At 40.5% G+C, this 15,444-nt stretch carries 17 protein-coding genes; 6 read left to right on the top strand and 11 right to left on the bottom strand.

The genetic code is table 11. The features are described 5' to 3' along the window. Position 1: 1 nt before the first annotated feature. The 9 genes from R3X28_RS13465 to R3X28_RS13425 all read right to left on the bottom strand — a co-directional run bounded on the left by R3X28_RS13465 (position 2) and on the right by R3X28_RS13425 (position 6,755). On the bottom strand, positions 2-325 hold the full coding sequence (locus R3X28_RS13465; protein WP_317664927.1) for a Dabb family protein: 324 nt from the start codon (positions 323-325) through the stop codon (positions 2-4). 65 nt (positions 326-390) lie between these two features. Next, on the bottom strand, positions 391-1,014 hold the full coding sequence (locus R3X28_RS13460; protein WP_154364250.1) for a DUF4230 domain-containing protein: 624 nt from the start codon (positions 1,012-1,014) through the stop codon (positions 391-393). After that, positions 1,007-1,366: a DUF4260 domain-containing protein gene (locus R3X28_RS13455; protein ID WP_282055313.1), complete on the bottom strand. Its 360-nt coding sequence runs from the start codon at positions 1,364-1,366 to the stop codon at positions 1,007-1,009. Before R3X28_RS13455 ends, R3X28_RS13460 begins: the two co-directional genes overlap by 8 nt. A gap of 87 nt (positions 1,367-1,453) precedes the next feature. Continuing rightward, positions 1,454-2,206 (bottom strand): cyclase family protein, encoded by a 753-nt coding sequence (locus R3X28_RS13450; protein ID WP_317664926.1) that lies wholly within the window; start codon positions 2,204-2,206, stop codon positions 1,454-1,456. A 124-nt stretch (positions 2,207-2,330) separates the two neighbouring features. Beyond that, the gene (gene hemW / locus R3X28_RS13445; RefSeq protein WP_317664924.1) at positions 2,331-3,464 is read right to left on the bottom strand and encodes a radical SAM family heme chaperone HemW; all 1,134 of its coding nucleotides are present in this window, start codon (positions 3,462-3,464) and stop codon (positions 2,331-2,333) included. Between the two features lie 210 nt (positions 3,465-3,674). Beyond that, positions 3,675-4,277 (bottom strand): crossover junction endodeoxyribonuclease RuvC, encoded by a 603-nt coding sequence (gene ruvC, locus R3X28_RS13440; protein WP_317664922.1) that lies wholly within the window; start codon positions 4,275-4,277, stop codon positions 3,675-3,677. 60 nt (positions 4,278-4,337) lie between these two features. Further along, a complete protein-coding gene (locus R3X28_RS13435) occupies positions 4,338-4,814 on the bottom strand; it encodes a hypothetical protein (protein ID WP_154364260.1) in 477 nt (158 codons plus the stop codon). 199 nt (positions 4,815-5,013) lie between these two features. Beyond that, positions 5,014-6,396: a M56 family metallopeptidase gene (locus tag R3X28_RS13430; protein WP_317664920.1), complete on the bottom strand. Its 1,383-nt coding sequence runs from the start codon at positions 6,394-6,396 to the stop codon at positions 5,014-5,016. Next, complete coding sequence (locus tag R3X28_RS13425) at positions 6,393-6,755, bottom strand: BlaI/MecI/CopY family transcriptional regulator (protein ID WP_282055318.1); 363 nt, start codon at positions 6,753-6,755, stop codon at positions 6,393-6,395. Before R3X28_RS13425 ends, R3X28_RS13430 begins: the two co-directional genes overlap by 4 nt. Before the next feature lie 177 nt (positions 6,756-6,932). Here R3X28_RS13425 and R3X28_RS13420 point away from each other — a divergent pair, with 177 nt between their 5' ends. Then, positions 6,933-7,448: a DUF456 domain-containing protein gene (locus R3X28_RS13420; protein WP_317664918.1), complete on the top strand. Its 516-nt coding sequence runs from the start codon at positions 6,933-6,935 to the stop codon at positions 7,446-7,448. Between the two features lie 12 nt (positions 7,449-7,460). On the opposite strand, the gene R3X28_RS13415 is transcribed toward R3X28_RS13420, so the two are convergent. Further along, a complete protein-coding gene (locus R3X28_RS13415; RefSeq protein WP_317664917.1) occupies positions 7,461-8,015 on the bottom strand; it encodes a nitroreductase in 555 nt (184 codons plus the stop codon). Between the two features lie 40 nt (positions 8,016-8,055). Continuing rightward, complete coding sequence (locus tag R3X28_RS13410; RefSeq protein ID WP_317664915.1) at positions 8,056-8,940, bottom strand: LysR family transcriptional regulator; 885 nt, start codon at positions 8,938-8,940, stop codon at positions 8,056-8,058. Positions 8,941-9,017: 77 nt separating this feature from the next. Here R3X28_RS13410 and hutH point away from each other — a divergent pair, with 77 nt between their 5' ends. The 5 genes from hutH to R3X28_RS13385 all read left to right on the top strand — a co-directional run bounded on the left by hutH (position 9,018) and on the right by R3X28_RS13385 (position 15,438). Beyond that, positions 9,018-10,598: a histidine ammonia-lyase gene (hutH, locus tag R3X28_RS13405; RefSeq protein ID WP_317664913.1), complete on the top strand. Its 1,581-nt coding sequence runs from the start codon at positions 9,018-9,020 to the stop codon at positions 10,596-10,598. 60 nt (positions 10,599-10,658) lie between these two features. After that, a complete protein-coding gene (hutI, locus tag R3X28_RS13400; RefSeq protein ID WP_317664911.1) occupies positions 10,659-11,906 on the top strand; it encodes an imidazolonepropionase in 1,248 nt (415 codons plus the stop codon). A gap of 5 nt (positions 11,907-11,911) precedes the next feature. Further along, positions 11,912-13,936: a urocanate hydratase gene (locus R3X28_RS13395; protein ID WP_317664909.1), complete on the top strand. Its 2,025-nt coding sequence runs from the start codon at positions 11,912-11,914 to the stop codon at positions 13,934-13,936. A 2-nt stretch (positions 13,937-13,938) separates the two neighbouring features. Then, positions 13,939-14,889 (top strand): formimidoylglutamase, encoded by a 951-nt coding sequence (gene hutG, locus R3X28_RS13390; protein ID WP_317664907.1) that lies wholly within the window; start codon positions 13,939-13,941, stop codon positions 14,887-14,889. Between the two features lie 132 nt (positions 14,890-15,021). Beyond that, the gene (locus R3X28_RS13385; RefSeq protein ID WP_317664906.1) at positions 15,022-15,438 is read left to right on the top strand and encodes a hypothetical protein; all 417 of its coding nucleotides are present in this window, start codon (positions 15,022-15,024) and stop codon (positions 15,436-15,438) included. The last annotated feature ends 6 nt before the right edge of the window (positions 15,439-15,444 follow it).

Genomic DNA, 15,444 nt, shown 5'->3' with positions numbered 1-15,444 from the left:
CCTAAATTCCCTTGGAATCGTAAACAATGACCTTTGACCAAAGGTGACCGACTTCCTCTATGAATAATTTATGTGGGGCTTCGTCTTGATATTTTTGTTGGGCTTCCGCAGATTCGAAAGTAACGATCAACGAATACGTAAAAGAACCGTCGACAACATCCCTACTCGCCTTTGGGGGCCTTCCTATGTATTTGGTCTTTGCATATGCCGAATTATCCATGAATTTCTGTAAGGAAGCCTCAAAAGCATCACGGTCTGCTTGGCTCTCCGGATGCTGTAACCAAAAATAAACCGTATGTACAAAATTCGTGTCAAAATCCCTCATAGTGCCATTTTTTTGGCCATATGTGATAATACCAAAGGTTAAAAAAAATACCATCATCAAAGTTTTCATAGATCCAATAGTTTCTTTTGTTTCCCCTCTATTTTCAAGGCCGAATAATCCAATTTCCAACCTATGGTCTCAACGATCTTCTCAATCAAAAGTACCGCCTCCAAAGCTTCCCGTTTTGCGGTTTCCATAAGTCCACTTTCCGGTATTTTTTCCATGATATGCTTTCTGGCCTCTTTATTCAATGACGTTAAGTCATTTGGGGTAAAGGTATTGAAGAGTCCGTTTTGTATGTCATAGAATTCCAGTTCGGGTTCTATTGAAATGACTTCGGGTTCCGGAAAATTCGTAAGAATGATTTTCTTTTTGTCATTATCGGCATGCATCAATATCTTCTGAAGATCATACCCGATCAAAGCCTTGGCATTAATAACAATAAGGGCCTTCTTTTTACTGCTCACCAAACTTAGGAAACGTTCCTTGGTGTTTTCGTACTTATAAATTTCGGCAAAATCCCCTTCCACCGAAATAAGTTTACAAACACTTCTTATTTTCTCCAAAAGCACTGTTGATTGGTGCTCTGTCAGTTCCTTACTTTTCTTTTTCCTGAACATGGAAAACATCCAATACATAAGGATGGCCCCTAAAATAAGTCCAAGAAATATCTCTAATATACTATCCATTTTTATTCCCGATTTCCCCTAAATGGGTATACTTAAATCCTTTGTTATATTTTAGGCCATAACCCAATGCCCTATCCAAGGAGGCATGCGAAAATAATATTATCCCTGCCAACTGAATGATGGGTGACGAAAAAAACATTCCGGCAAAGTATAAAATTATGGCCAAACCTTTATGATGAAAAAGATTATAGGTAAATGCCCCGATCTTCTTACCGAACAAATACCCTGCCATTCCTATATCTGGAGCTAAAATCAAAACCAAGAACCACCACCATTGGTAACCCAACAACCCGAACATGAATATTCCTAGAATAAACATCATCAACTCTTCCAATTTAATCAATGTCTTCATCTACTTATTATTTAAGTTATCGGAATCTAAGCCATAATCACGTAACCGAGACATCTCCAACATCGCGAAGGCTTCGCCCCCACCTTTTCACTGTTCTATATTCCTGTACAACACCGGTCTACTGGGCGACGCATCGTTCTCAAAAGGTGCTACCTGTAAATTAAGGAAATAGGTGCCATCCTCGATACTATTGGGCACAAAAATAAACTCTGTGATCGTTGCCTGCTTTCTCATTTTACCATCAAAATCCCAAAATGCCCTATGGGCCAGTAACTCACCGCCGTCCCTTTCCCTATCAATAGAAGGAAGGTCGATCAATAAATGTTCAATGCCCTTATCAACCAAAAACCTGGCAGCTTCCTCGGTTACATATGGTGGATTTGTTTTTGAGTACTGCTTGGAGAATTTATCCCTAAGATTGGGTAATGTTCGAATGATAATCGCATCCCTTTTTTTATTCCCAAAGGCATATTGCAGCTGTTTTTTCGAAATAATAAAATCATCATTGAACTTTTCCGGGGCAATAGTAACCACCTCAGCATAAAAGAAATACTGATTCAGATTTTTGTTGACCGAATGGAATTCCTCGGTAATATGCCCTACACATTCGGTATGCGTGACATGTGCATGCGGGTTGAACCAAATGTCATTGAAATTAACAGCGGCCCCTTTGGAAACGGCACCGATAAAATCCCCTTCGGTATGCGGTTCTATACGTGGATGTTCAATATACCATGCATTTACATCGGATGCTTCACCTTTCATAGGTATTGAAATATCAATGGGTTTCGAAAGATCTATCGTATGGTTCCTGTTATTGACCTTAACTGTTGCAATCATAAAAAAATGCCTCGCCGAGTGAAATCGAGGCCTTGGAGTTTAAGGGTTTTGGTTCTCGACCCCACTCGAACGGACGAAAACCGAATCTTTATGTTTTACCGACATCACATCAAAAACACTTTTGTCATCCTAAGTTAACCATAAACAAATCACTGGCAATCCCATCGACCAAGAACTTTCCTTTTTTGGTGGCTACCAGTTGTCCTTTCGCTATGGTCAACAAGTCCCTATCTACATATTTTTTTATCTGTTCGGTAATATACACATGGTATTTCTCACCAAATTCAAGCCTTATCCTATCCAGAGAAACACCCCAACTTGTGCGCAGACCGGTCATTACATATTCATTGTACTTATCGGTTCGGGAAAGTTCCTCACTGGTCATGGGCAGTTTCCCTTGTTCAATGGCTTTTAAATATGTTGGATTATTGCTTATATTCCAACTTCTACGCTCCCCGTCATAGGAATGGGCAGACGGACCTATGCCCATATACTTCTTACCTAGCCAATAAGAGGTGTTGTTTTTTGAATAATACCCTGGTTTCCCAAAATTGGATACCTCATAACAATCATAGCCTTGATCGGTCAACGTTTCATATAGTATTTGAAAATGCCGTTGCGCCAAGGCATCATCGACAGGAGGTATCAATCCTTTTTTAATAAAACTGGCCAAAGCGGTTTTAGGCTCAACTGTCAAAGCATAGGAAGAGATATGGGGTATACCGAAAGAAAGGGCCTTTTCTATGTTCTGTCGCCATCGCTCATTGGACATTCCCGGGATTCCATAAATAAGGTCTATGGAAATATTATCGAAAAACTTTACCGCTTCCGCTATACATGCCTCCGCTTCTATTGCATTGTGTGCTCGGTTCATCATCTTCAGGTCTTCCTCGAAAAATGATTGAATCCCGATACTTAAACGATTGACCGCACTTTGGGACAATTGCACTATTTTCCCATTTGACAAATCATCAGGATTGGCCTCAAGGGTTATTTCCGGGTTTTCAATAACCTTATAGTGCGATTGTACGGTAATTATCAAATCGTTGATTTCGTTCGTATCTAAAACCGATGGCGTACCACCACCAAAATAAATGGTCCCTACTTGTTCATCCTTGAATTCGTCCTTACGCAAAACCAACTCCTTTTTTAAGGCCTCGAGCATCGAATCCTTCTTCGCCATACTGGTCGAAAAATGGAAATCACAATAGTGACAGGCCTGTTTACAAAAGGGAATGTGGATGTATATGCCGGACATAATTCAGTTTTCAATTAGCAATTTTTAGCCTTTGCTTATTCTTGTAGTTTTCATAAAAGAACACCATAATTTTCAAGGCAAACTCATATGATTTATCCATTGGGTGATGGTTCCTCAATCTAATTGTTTATTGATAATAATCATTGTTTATTGTCACTTCTCACTGTTTACTCCCAACTATTCATTGTTCACCACCAACTGTTGGCTTTTTTAACTCTTCTTTTTACGCAGATTTACAATTGGTGTATTTCCAACTCCCCCTTTGGGGGTCGGGGGGCTGTTCTGCTTTACATAGGCATCCCAACCTGAATAGCTTTTACCAACATCTATCTTACCTTCATTGTAAAAATGGCAAACGGCAGCTGCAAGTCCGTCGGTGCTATCCAGATTTTTGGGTAAGGATTTTAACCCAAGGGTACTTTGAAGCATTCGTGCCACTTGTTCCTTACTCGCATTTCCGTTACCGGTAATCGCCATCTTTATTTTCTTGGGCAGGTATTCGGTAATAGGGATTTGCCGCGATAACCCTGCGGCCATTGCTACCCCTTGCGCACGCCCCAACTTCAACATCGACTGTACGTTTTTTCCAAAAAACGGGGCCTCAATGGCTATTTCATCAGGGTGATAGGTATCAATAAGCTCAATGGTGCGCTCAAAGATGAGTTTAAGTTTGGTGTAAGGGTCTTTATATTTTTGAAGTAATAATTCGTTCATCTGAACGAATTTCATTTGCTTGTTTTCTACTTTTATAAGTCCAAAACCCATAATCGTGGTTCCTGGATCTATTCCCAATATGATTTTTTCGTTGGACAAATTTTATACTATTAACTGTTAGAAAATTACGTTGGCAAACTTACACCGGAATTATTGAAATTAATCCGCACTGAGAACAATGGGTATCCTAAATTTTGCCTTTACCGGGATACCTCTCTTCAATGCTGGTGCCAAGGGCGGTAAATTCTTCAGGCTTTGCGAAATAATACCATCGAATTCGGGCATAAAATCATTGATGGTCCTATCCTTTGCAATATTGAGTACGGTCATTTTACCCTCTTGATCCACTAAAAAATCTACCTGAACTATTGTATCCATATCAGGACCAATAACAAATTCATACCCATTTAAGGTAGCTGCCATATGATTGAGCAATTCCGTTTCAAAACACTCTTTTTGAAATGCTTTTGAGGTTGATTCATCACAATTTTCAAATAACGGATAATTATCTACATCGTTCCAATCTATGGCCTGCATTTCCTTATTGACCAATTTTTGGGTCTTTGCCTCCTTCGATTCGAACAAATCACAGGAAAGGCAAGAGCATAAAAGTAGTATGGTGAAAAACTTTCTCATGAACCCAATTTCAAGGGGGAAATTACGATTTTTTAAGGAGCTTCACCAATACGTTTATATAGAATAAACAAGCCCCATCGGATAAATGGGGCCTAACTTGCTTGTTATAATATAAATGTCGAGACATTTTTAAGAGGTGAAATTGAATTTGAAGGTTTTTTTCAAAACCGTTAATCCAGATTTAAATTGAACATTTTTATCAGTCCAACACAAACGAAACGGGAATCGAATATGGAACATCTACTACTTCCCCCTTTTGTTTTCCTGGTTGCATTTGCGGTAAACGGGAAATTATACGATGTACTTCTTCTTCCAATAATTTATGTGGACCCCTTTTTTTTATATTTTCAATTTCCCCAGAACTATTAATGGTAAACAAGACGTTAACCCTACCTTGATAACCCAATTTTTGTGCTTCCTCTGGATAGTGGAAGTTTTTACTGATGTGTTCTTGCATTTTTTGCTGAAAACAGGCCCTTTTATCCGTAGCATCCTCACAACCTGGGAAAACCGGGACTTCATCAACAACCGCAAAAGGGACTCCTCCATATTTCAATTCCCCATTCTTTCCAGAGATTCCTTTTATATCTTTTGGGTAGACCTCATATATTAATTGCACAAGTTCCTTTTTTTCTTCAGTAGTCAGAGATTCCTTGGCTTCTATTTCATTCCTAAGTTCCACTATTTTATCAGACAGCGTACTTTCATTTGAAGTCTCTTTTTGAGTATTTGCAGAATTACATGAAGTATAGAATAGCATTGTGATTAAAACGGGAAATAATACTAAATACTTTAACCGTAAGATTTTTTTGGATTTTGATTTTTGTAACATGACTATTCGTTTTTTGATTAATGATGATTTAAAAAATTGATTGATAAATGATATATGTTGTGTTTGAAATACTTGTGAAAGCATTAATTGATATTGGTCTTTCTTATTGGTCTTCGCGACCTGTGCGTCTGCAATGAACTCATGCAATTCCGAAATTCGATTTTGATAGATATATACCAGCGGGTTGAACCAACAGCCAATACGCAACAACTCGAAGATCATAAGATCTATGGTATGTCTCTGTTTTATATGTACAAGCTCATGCTGTATGATTTTATCATGTCCTTCCTTTACGACCTGATCTCCTAGGAAAATGGATTTGAAAAATGAAAACGCCAAATGGCTATTGGAAATAATTATTTGCGTAAACTCTTTGTAATATTGAATTTCCCCATTCTTCCGTAGCAAGTAAATTTGGTACATTTTATAAGCGAATAGAAAAAGAGCCATCAAAACACCGAATAAAAACACACCTTCTAACCATGTAAGTTCAATCCAAGGTTCGCTTTTTTTGGCAAACTCAACTGGAGCTTCTTGCATATTCCATAAAAATTCAGGATAACCATAATTATTCGCAACCTCTGTAGTGAATGCCTCGATCTTGATCCAAGGCAAAAACAAGGACAACACATGGGTGCCCAATAAATACCACCTGTTCCATTGAAAAAAGGTTTCCCTCTTAAGAAAGAAATCATAAACGATAAGAAAGACCAATTGAAAGGAAATACATTCCAAGATATACTGTATCATTTCTCCTCTTTTTTAATCTCATTCAAAACCGCTTCCAACTCAGAAAGCCCCAAATCATTCTTTTTCATAAAAAATGAGACCATACTTTTAAAAGACCCCTGAAAATAACCATCAACCAATTTATTAATAGATTGATTACTGTAGTCCGATTTCTGTACCACCGGAAAATACAAATAGCCCTTACCCTCCTGCTCATGATCCACGAAACCCTTACTCTCCAATATTCGGACTATGGTAGAGACCGTATTATAAGCAGGTTTAGGCTCAGGTAATTCCTGGATTATGGCGGCAACATTACACCGTTTTAATAGCCATAAAATTTGCATTACCTCTTCCTCTGCCTTGGTCAATTGTTTCATATTCAACTAAGTTTTTAGTTCATTGATGCAACAAATATAACTAAATATTTAGTTTAAACTAATTTTTTAGTTGAATAATATTGGTCACCAATTCAAATTCTATTTTAATCCTTAGTATTTGCAATTGTATTATGTAACAATTACCCCTTATCTTCGTCAAACGATAAATATTAATACATGGATATTGCTTTACTGATTTTCGGATTTATTTTTATGTTGATCGGGATTCTTGGGAGTTTTCTTCCCGTTTTGCCCGGTCCGCCCATTAGTTGGATCGGACTTCTACTATTATACCTGACCAAAGCCATACCTGATGACTGGGTCTTCTTGGGCATTACCCTGGCAATTGCACTTGTTGTATTTGCATTGGATTATATTATTCCCGCTGTCGGGACCAAAAAATTCGGAGGCACTAAAGCAGGAATGCTCGGAACGACCATAGGATTGTTGGTTGCCTTAATTTTTCCGGTTTTAGGACCTTTCGGTATCATCATATGGCCCTTTATCGGAGCATTGGTGGGGGAACTTCTTAACAAAGCGGATAAAAAAACGGCCACAAAGGCCGCTTTTGGTTCTTTTATAGGATTTTTGACCGGAACCTTTCTAAAATTCATGGTCACCATCGTGTATCTAGGTCTTTTTATCGCAACTGCATGGGAATATAAAGGAACATTGTTTCCTTACTTCAATTAAATATTCCCTGAACTATTCGAGCCAAACGACTTTCTCACTTACTGGTTTTCTTGTGCCTCTCGAGAGTTCTTCCTCATAATAACCCATGTATAAAAATCCGAGGCACTTCTCCCCTTCGGCCAAATCAAAAAATTCATCCATGAAATCAATAAGTGGTGGAGAACTCCAATAACAACCTATACCCATTTCAGTACAGGTTAGCCACATATTCTGAACGGCCATGGCAACGGCAGCCACTTCTTCCCATTCGGGTACGGATTCCTTGGGGTCCCTTTGCATACATATCGCAATCACGGCAGCGGATTTAACGGGATACGTGCCTAACTTTTTAATCTTTACCTGTTGAGGGCGTTCCGCAATTTGCTGATACTTTTCAGATAAGAACTTACCCAATCTTACCTTTGCCCCACCTTGAAGGACCTTAAATCTCCATGGCTCTGTGTTTTTATGGTTAGGGGCCCAATTCGCGGCCTCTAAAATCTGGTCCAAATTCTTTTTCGGAATGGCCATATCTATATACTGTGGAGGAAAGACCGAACGTCTGTCCTTGATCAAGTCTTGAATCATGTTTTTTTATTTAGGTTCTAAAACTACTATTTTCCATGGCTTACTTCAAAAGTAAATCCACACAATTTTTCAAAACAGGATTGGGGTTGTCCTTTTTCCATATTACGGATAACAATGCGCGTTGGTCAATTTGCTTCAGTTCAACGAATTTTACCCGCATTCGAAAACCCGATTGCAAGGCAGTGGGCACAATGGCTATCCCAAGATTATTCTCTACCAACTTAAATATGGTGTGGGCATGTACTGTTTTGTGCGATACCTTGGGCACGAAACCGGCATCGGAACAAATACTCATGATCGTCTCATAATAAAACGGACTGTACTCCTTGCTGAACAAAATAAAATTATCATGGGCAAATTGATGCATTCCCTCATAATTACGGGTCAGCATGGGATAGCTCTCCGGTAATACCAATGAAAACGTATCCTCATAGACCGTGGTCATTTGCAATGCCGCCGGAACCCTTGACAACCGAACAAACCCCATGTCCAATTCATCCTTTAAAACAGCCTCGACTTGATCCGTATTGGGCAGCTCCTCCAATGAAGTTTTTATTTTGGGAAATTTGTCTTTCAAATCCAATAGGAGGTTAGGGATAACATTATGCATCGCAGAACCCAAAAACCCGATTCGTACTTCTCCAGAGTCCCCTTCGCCGATCAACTGCAATTGCCTTTTCATCTCTTTTATCTGATGGAAAATATCCTCCGTCTTAGTCTTTAGATAATGGCCTGCAGGAGTAAGCACTACTTTTTTCTTGTCGCGTATAAAAAGTTGTACTTCAAGAATTTCCTCCATTTGTTTGATCTGCCTACTTAATCCCGGTTGTGAAATAAACAACTTCTCAGCAGCTTTTCTAAAATGGAGTTCCTCGGCCACTGCTAAAAAATAAGTAAAATGTCGAAATTCTAATTGATAACCCATAATTATTATAACGTGATATTTTTGGTATTGGTAATTATCAAACTTAATCAATAAATTTATAGTATAAAACTATACCAATGGTTTCATTACCAAAATCGTTCGCCTTAGGGGAAGATTGGCTAACGGCCAGTGTGGCTATTGCCATTGCAAATGGCGATTTACAATTGACCCTATCCAAAAAAACACGTACAAAGGTTTCTGAAAGTTGGGAAATCGTCCGGAACATCGTTGACAAAGGCCAACCGGTCTATGGCATAAATACGGGTTTCGGGCCACTTTGTACTACCAAGATATCGAAAGCGGAAACGAAAATCCTCCAAAACAACATATTGCAAAGCCATAGTGTGGGCGTGGGTGAACCTATTGACAAGGAAATTGCAAAACTTATGCTCATTTTAAAGGCACATTCCCTTGCTAAAGGTTTTTCAGGAATTTCAGAGACCACATTAGAGCGCATTATCTGGCATATTGAGCATAATGCCATTCCCTTAGTGCCTTCCCAAGGTTCTGTAGGTGCTTCCGGGGATTTGGCTCCCCTTTCCCATTTATTCCTTCCTTTAATTGGCTTGGGAAGATTGGAATACAAAGGTGAAATACTTACTACTGATGAACTCTTTGAAAAAACAGATTTGCAGCCCTTGGAATTAGGGCCAAAAGAAGGTCTTGCCCTAATCAATGGCACACAATTTATTGCCGCACATGCCATTAAGGTAGTTGAAAAAATGCACAGCTGCCTATCACAGGCAGATATCATCGGCGCTATGATGATTGAAGGACTACAAGGTTCCATAAAACCTTTCTATAATGAACTACATGCCTTAAGACCCTATAAAGGCAATGTGCACGTAGCGAAGAGAATAAAACGCTTATTAAAAGGCTCCGAAATCATGGAGGCCCATGCTTTTTGTGAACGGGTTCAAGACCCTTATTCTTTACGTTGCATTCCCCAAGTACACGGAGCTTCCCGAAATGCTTGGTTGCATCTGAAGGAATTATTGGAGATTGAATTGAATTCGGTTACCGATAATCCCATAATCATTGACGACGAGCTCACCATTAGTGGTGGAAGTTTTCACGGTCAGCCTTTGGCCATGGCCTTGGATTATGCCTGTCTCGCTGCCTCGGAAATAGGGAACATCTCAGACCGTAGGATCTATCTTGCTTTGGAAGGTAATAGTCCTGGGGTGCCTAAATTACTGATGCAGGATACCGGGATCAATTCCGGTTATATGATCCTGCAATATACAACTGCAGCATTGGCCAGTGAAAACAAGGGTTTATGTTATCCTTCAAGTGCGGACAGCATTCCTACTTCGTTGGGACAAGAAGACCATGTGAGCATGGGTTCGATCAGCGGACGAAAAGCCTTGCAAGTACTTGAAAATGTTGAGAAGATCTTAGCCATTGAACTTTTGACCGCAGCACAGGCCTTTGAGTTCAGGAAACCCTTAAAATCGGGTATTTTATTGGATGAAGTGCATAAGGCAGTTCGCGAAAAAGTACCTTTTGCAGCTAAGGACAGGGTATTTTCCGATGACATAGCGATTGGAATAGAAATGATAAAGGATAAAACCATCATCAAAACCATCGAGAAAACGAAAAAAGAGAAAAAGATTTCATTCAAGACTCCGTTTTCCAATGAATTTGAAGTATTTTAAATGTTGCTTTCTATAATTCCCGCTTAAGCGGAAAAGCATTTTACATCAAAACCCAAAAACATGAAACTCATAGGCCCATTTAAACAAATAATCCCGATGACAGGGCTCCCCACAAAAGGGGCCATCACCGACAATCAATTGGAAATTGTGGCAGATGGCGGTATTCTTGTTGAAGGGGACCGCATTAAAACAATCGGAAAATTCGACGATTTAGTTAAAGTAACATCCCTGAATGATACCGAGATACACGAACTTAAAGGAGACCACACCTGCCTTCCTGGATTCATAGATGCACATACCCATATCTGCTTTGCGGGATCAAGGGCCAATGACTATGCCCTGCGGAATTCCGGCAAGACCTATATGGAAATCTCCAAAGCCGGTGGTGGCATTTGGGACACGGTTACCCAAACCCGAAAAGCATCGAAAGAAACCTTGACGAAGGGCATCGTTAAAAGAGCCAAAAGACATTTGGCAAACGGGGTGACCACCATTGAGGTCAAAAGTGGTTATGGACTCTCCGTGACCGAAGAACTTAAAATGCTCTATGCCATCAAAGATGCCGATGAATTGCTCCCTGTTGATTTGGTTCCGACCTGCTTGGCGGCACATATGGTCCCAAGGGATTTTGAAGGAAGTCCTGCTGAATATCTAGAACAAATCACAAGTGAATTACTCCCTACACTTAAAGCCGAAAAACTTACAAATAGAATCGATGCTTTTATAGAAGAGGGCGCATTTTATCCCTTACTTATTGAACCCTATTTCAACAAGGCCAAGGAACTTGGTTTCGACATTACCGTACACGCCGACCAATTCTCCACCGGTGGCAGTGAAGTCGCCATTAGATACAAGGCCATAAGCGCCGATCATTTAGAAGCCAGCACGGATATTGAAATAAAACTTTTGGCAAAGAGCAATGTTATCGCAACAGCACTCCCTGGGGCTTCAATCGGATTGGGTTGTAATTTCACCCCAGCACGTAAAATCCTGGATGCCGGTGGTGCCGTGGCGATAGCAAGCGACCACAATCCGGGTTCTGCCCCCATGGGCGATTTATTGACCCAAGCCGCCATTTTGGGTACATTTCAAAAATTGAGTAACGCTGAAGTTTTGGCGGGTATTACAACTCGGGCTGCCGCAGCTCTGAACTTAACGGATAGGGGACGATTATCATCGGGATGTTTGGCCGACCTCAGCATTTTCCACACCGCTGATTATAAAGAGATTTTATACAATCAAGGAAACTTTAAACCATGCATGGTATGGAAAAAAGGAGCGTTGGCCTATAATAAACATAAGCACTGATCAACATGCAATCAAATAGCTTTTCCACAGATTTCAAATCACAAATACTGCAAGGTATTCCTTCTGAATTACCTTTGAAAAGGGAACGGAGTTCCACAATCAGTCACGCCCCAAAACGCAAGGACATCCTTTCTATTGAGGAAAAGAAATTGGCTATCGAGAATGCGCTCCGGTATTTCCCCAAAACCTGGCACGCCGAATTGGCCAAGGAGTTTGCCAGTGAATTGAGCATGTACGGCAGAATATATATGTATCGCTTTATTCCGGAATATGAAATGTTCGCAAGGGCCATTTCCGAGTATCCTGCCCAAACCCCTCAAGCAGCCGCCATCATGTTAATGATCCAGAACAATCTGGATCCCGCTGTAGCACAACATCCCGAAGAACTCATCACCTACGGTGGTAATGGCTCCGTATTCCAGAATTGGGCACAATACCTATTGACCATGCACTATTTGGCTTCGATGACCGAAGAACAGACTTTGCACATCTATTCAGGGCACCCCATGGGTCTTTTTCCCTCATCAAAAGATGCACCAAGGGTCGTCGTAACCAATGGCATGATGATCCCAAACTACTCCAAACCCGACGACTGGGAAAAATACAATGCGCTCGGTGTAACCCAATACGGACAAATGACGGCCGGCTCCTATATGTACATCGGCCCTCAGGGCATTGTCCATGGCACGGCAATTACGGTCATGAACGCCTTTAGAAAAGTATTGAAGAAGAACGAATCTCCCAAAGGAAAAATCTTCTTAACAGCCGGATTAGGGGGAATGAGCGGTGCACAACCAAAAGCAGGAAACATTGCCGGATGCATCACCATTTGTGCAGAAGTGAATCCTGCCGCGGCAAAAAAACGACATAAGCAGGGTTGGGTCGATGAGTTGATTGATGATATGAACCAGTTGGTGGCCAGGACCCTTAAGGCCATTGAGAACAATGAAGTAGTTTCTTTGGCATTTATCGGTAACGTGGTAGATGTTTGGGAGAAATTTGACAGTGAGAATATCTTCGTGCATTTGGGGTCGGACCAAACGTCTTTGCACAACCCTTGGTCGGGCGGATATTATCCTGTCGGAATGACTTTTGAGGCATCGAACGATATGATGGCCAAAAATCCTGACGCCTTTAAGTCACAAGTACAAAAATCATTACGAAGACAGGTTGTCGCAATCAATAAACACGCCGCTAAAGGAACCTATTTTTTTGATTACGGCAATGCCTTCTTGTTGGAAGCCTCCCGTGCAGGAGCGGATATTATGGCCGAAAACAACATCGATTTCATGTACCCCTCCTATGTTCAGGATATTTTGGGGCCACTTTGTTTCGACTATGGTTTTGGTCCCTTTCGATGGGTCTGTACCTCAGGTAAGCCTGAAGACCTTCAAAAGACCGATACTATCGCCTTAAATGTCATGAAAGGGGTAAAAGAAGCTGCTCCGGAAGAAATTCAACAACAACTACAGGACAACATTACTTGGATCCAAGAAGCCGAGCAGAACAAATTGGTGGTAGGATCCCAAGCACGTATTTTATATGCCGATGCCGAAGGCAGGGCCAAAATCGCGGAAGCCTTTAACAAAGCGATTAAGAATAAGGTGATTACCGCTCCCATAGTTTTGGGGCGGGACCATCATGATGTTAGTGGTACGGATTCCCCTTTTAGGGAAACCAGTAATATTTATGATGGTAGTAAATTCACCGCAGATATGGCCATACACAATGTAATCGGGGACAGTTTCAGAGGTGCCACCTGGGTTTCTATCCACAATGGTGGTGGTGTTGGCTGGGGCGAGGTCATCAATGGCGGATTCGGAATGGTCTTGGACGGGTCAGATGATGCCTCCAAACGTTTAAAGAACATGTTGTTCTATGATGTGAACAACGGAATTTCTAGAAGAAGTTGGGCAAGAAACGAAGAAGCTCTATTTGCTATAAAAAGGGAAATGGACCGCACCCCAGAACTTAAGGTCACGCTACCTAATTTAGTGGAAGAAGGAATGTTGGATAATTTATTCGATTGATTATGGCTATTTACAAAAAAGCAAATCCCAAAATCTGGTCGGGCAGAACCTCTGACCAACGACTTTATATGCATGAAAAGATAAAATGTGGCCCTATTGAATCTATTTCACCGCATTCTATTACCCTATTGGGTTATGAATGTGATGAGGGCGTAAAACGCAACCAAGGTAGGGTCGGGGCTGTTGACGGTCCGAATGCCATCAGGGCACAACTAGGAAAAATGCCCAACCATCTGGATTCAAAAATAGAGGTTTACGATTGTGGTACTATCCAATGTATCAAAGGGGATATGGAAACTACCCAAAACAAATTGTCCCAAATGGTGAGTAAATCGCTTACCAAAAACGCCCTCCCGATAATCTTGGGTGGCGGACATGATGTTGCATACGGACATTACAATGGTCTGGCCAATCATATCGGAAAAGCAAAATCTATCGGCATTATTAATTTTGATGCCCATTTTGATTTACGATCAGTTGAAAACGGCCCTAATTCAGGAACTCCTTTTTACCAAATCGCGCAGGATTGCAATGCCAACGGAACTCCCTTCAAATATCTGTGTTTGGGCATACGCCCGGATTCCAATGATAAAACCCTATTTGAAACCGCCATCGACTTAGAGGTTGAATTCTTAAGGAATACCGAATTCAATATACAGAAGTTGAAAACAGTATCAAGGGTCATTAAAAAATTCATTAGTGGAGTAGACCATGTGTACGTGACCATTGATTTAGACGGATTTTCTTCCGCATATGCCCCTGGGGTAAGTGCGGCATCACCTATGGGTTTTTCCCCTGATATCGTGTTAAGATCTTTAGGGACGATAATCAAATCCAAGAAATTACTGGGATTGGATATTGCCGAGATGAACCCAACCTATGACATTGACGATCAAACGGCGAAACTTGCAGCATCATTGATACATTTTGTGATACACAGAATTTCGGAATGACCCTATAAAAATATACTTTAGTCCAGATAATGCAGCTGTGGCCGTTTTCTATATATCTCATTTAAACTTAAATACTTATTTTTAATATGGATAAGTGGCAATGAACCTAATTTCCCGTTAAACCATATCACTTTGAAAACTAGGACCAAACTTAAAATAATCGGATTTCTACTAGTTCTTACCTCAACTATTTCCTGCTCGGAATCTGACCAGCCCATAGGAAAATGGGATGACAATATTAAACTCTCACAAAAAAAAGTCCAACTCAGTGTTGACAATGATTCCATCGTTATCACAACGGAAGGATCCTGGTGGTGGATTGATGGCATCTACTTGAACGACACTTCAAGTTTCGACAGAAATGAAATCGACACTACTGCTGAGAATTTTGTCATAGATGAAACCGTATATAGAATCGAGAGAAAAAATGCTACGGAAATATATATCGAAATGACCAAAAACGAAACAGGTATCGAAAGGAAACTTATGATCGCATTACAAGCCGGAAATTATTTCGATAGCATAACAGTCTCACAATCTAGTAATTGATGATGT

Origin of the sequence: Maribacter sp. TH_r10, from assembly GCF_033101095.1 — a bacterium.
Lineage (GTDB): Bacteria > Bacteroidota > Bacteroidia > Flavobacteriales > Flavobacteriaceae > Maribacter_A > Maribacter_A luteus.
This window is presented reverse-complemented; position numbering and strand designations above follow the sequence as displayed.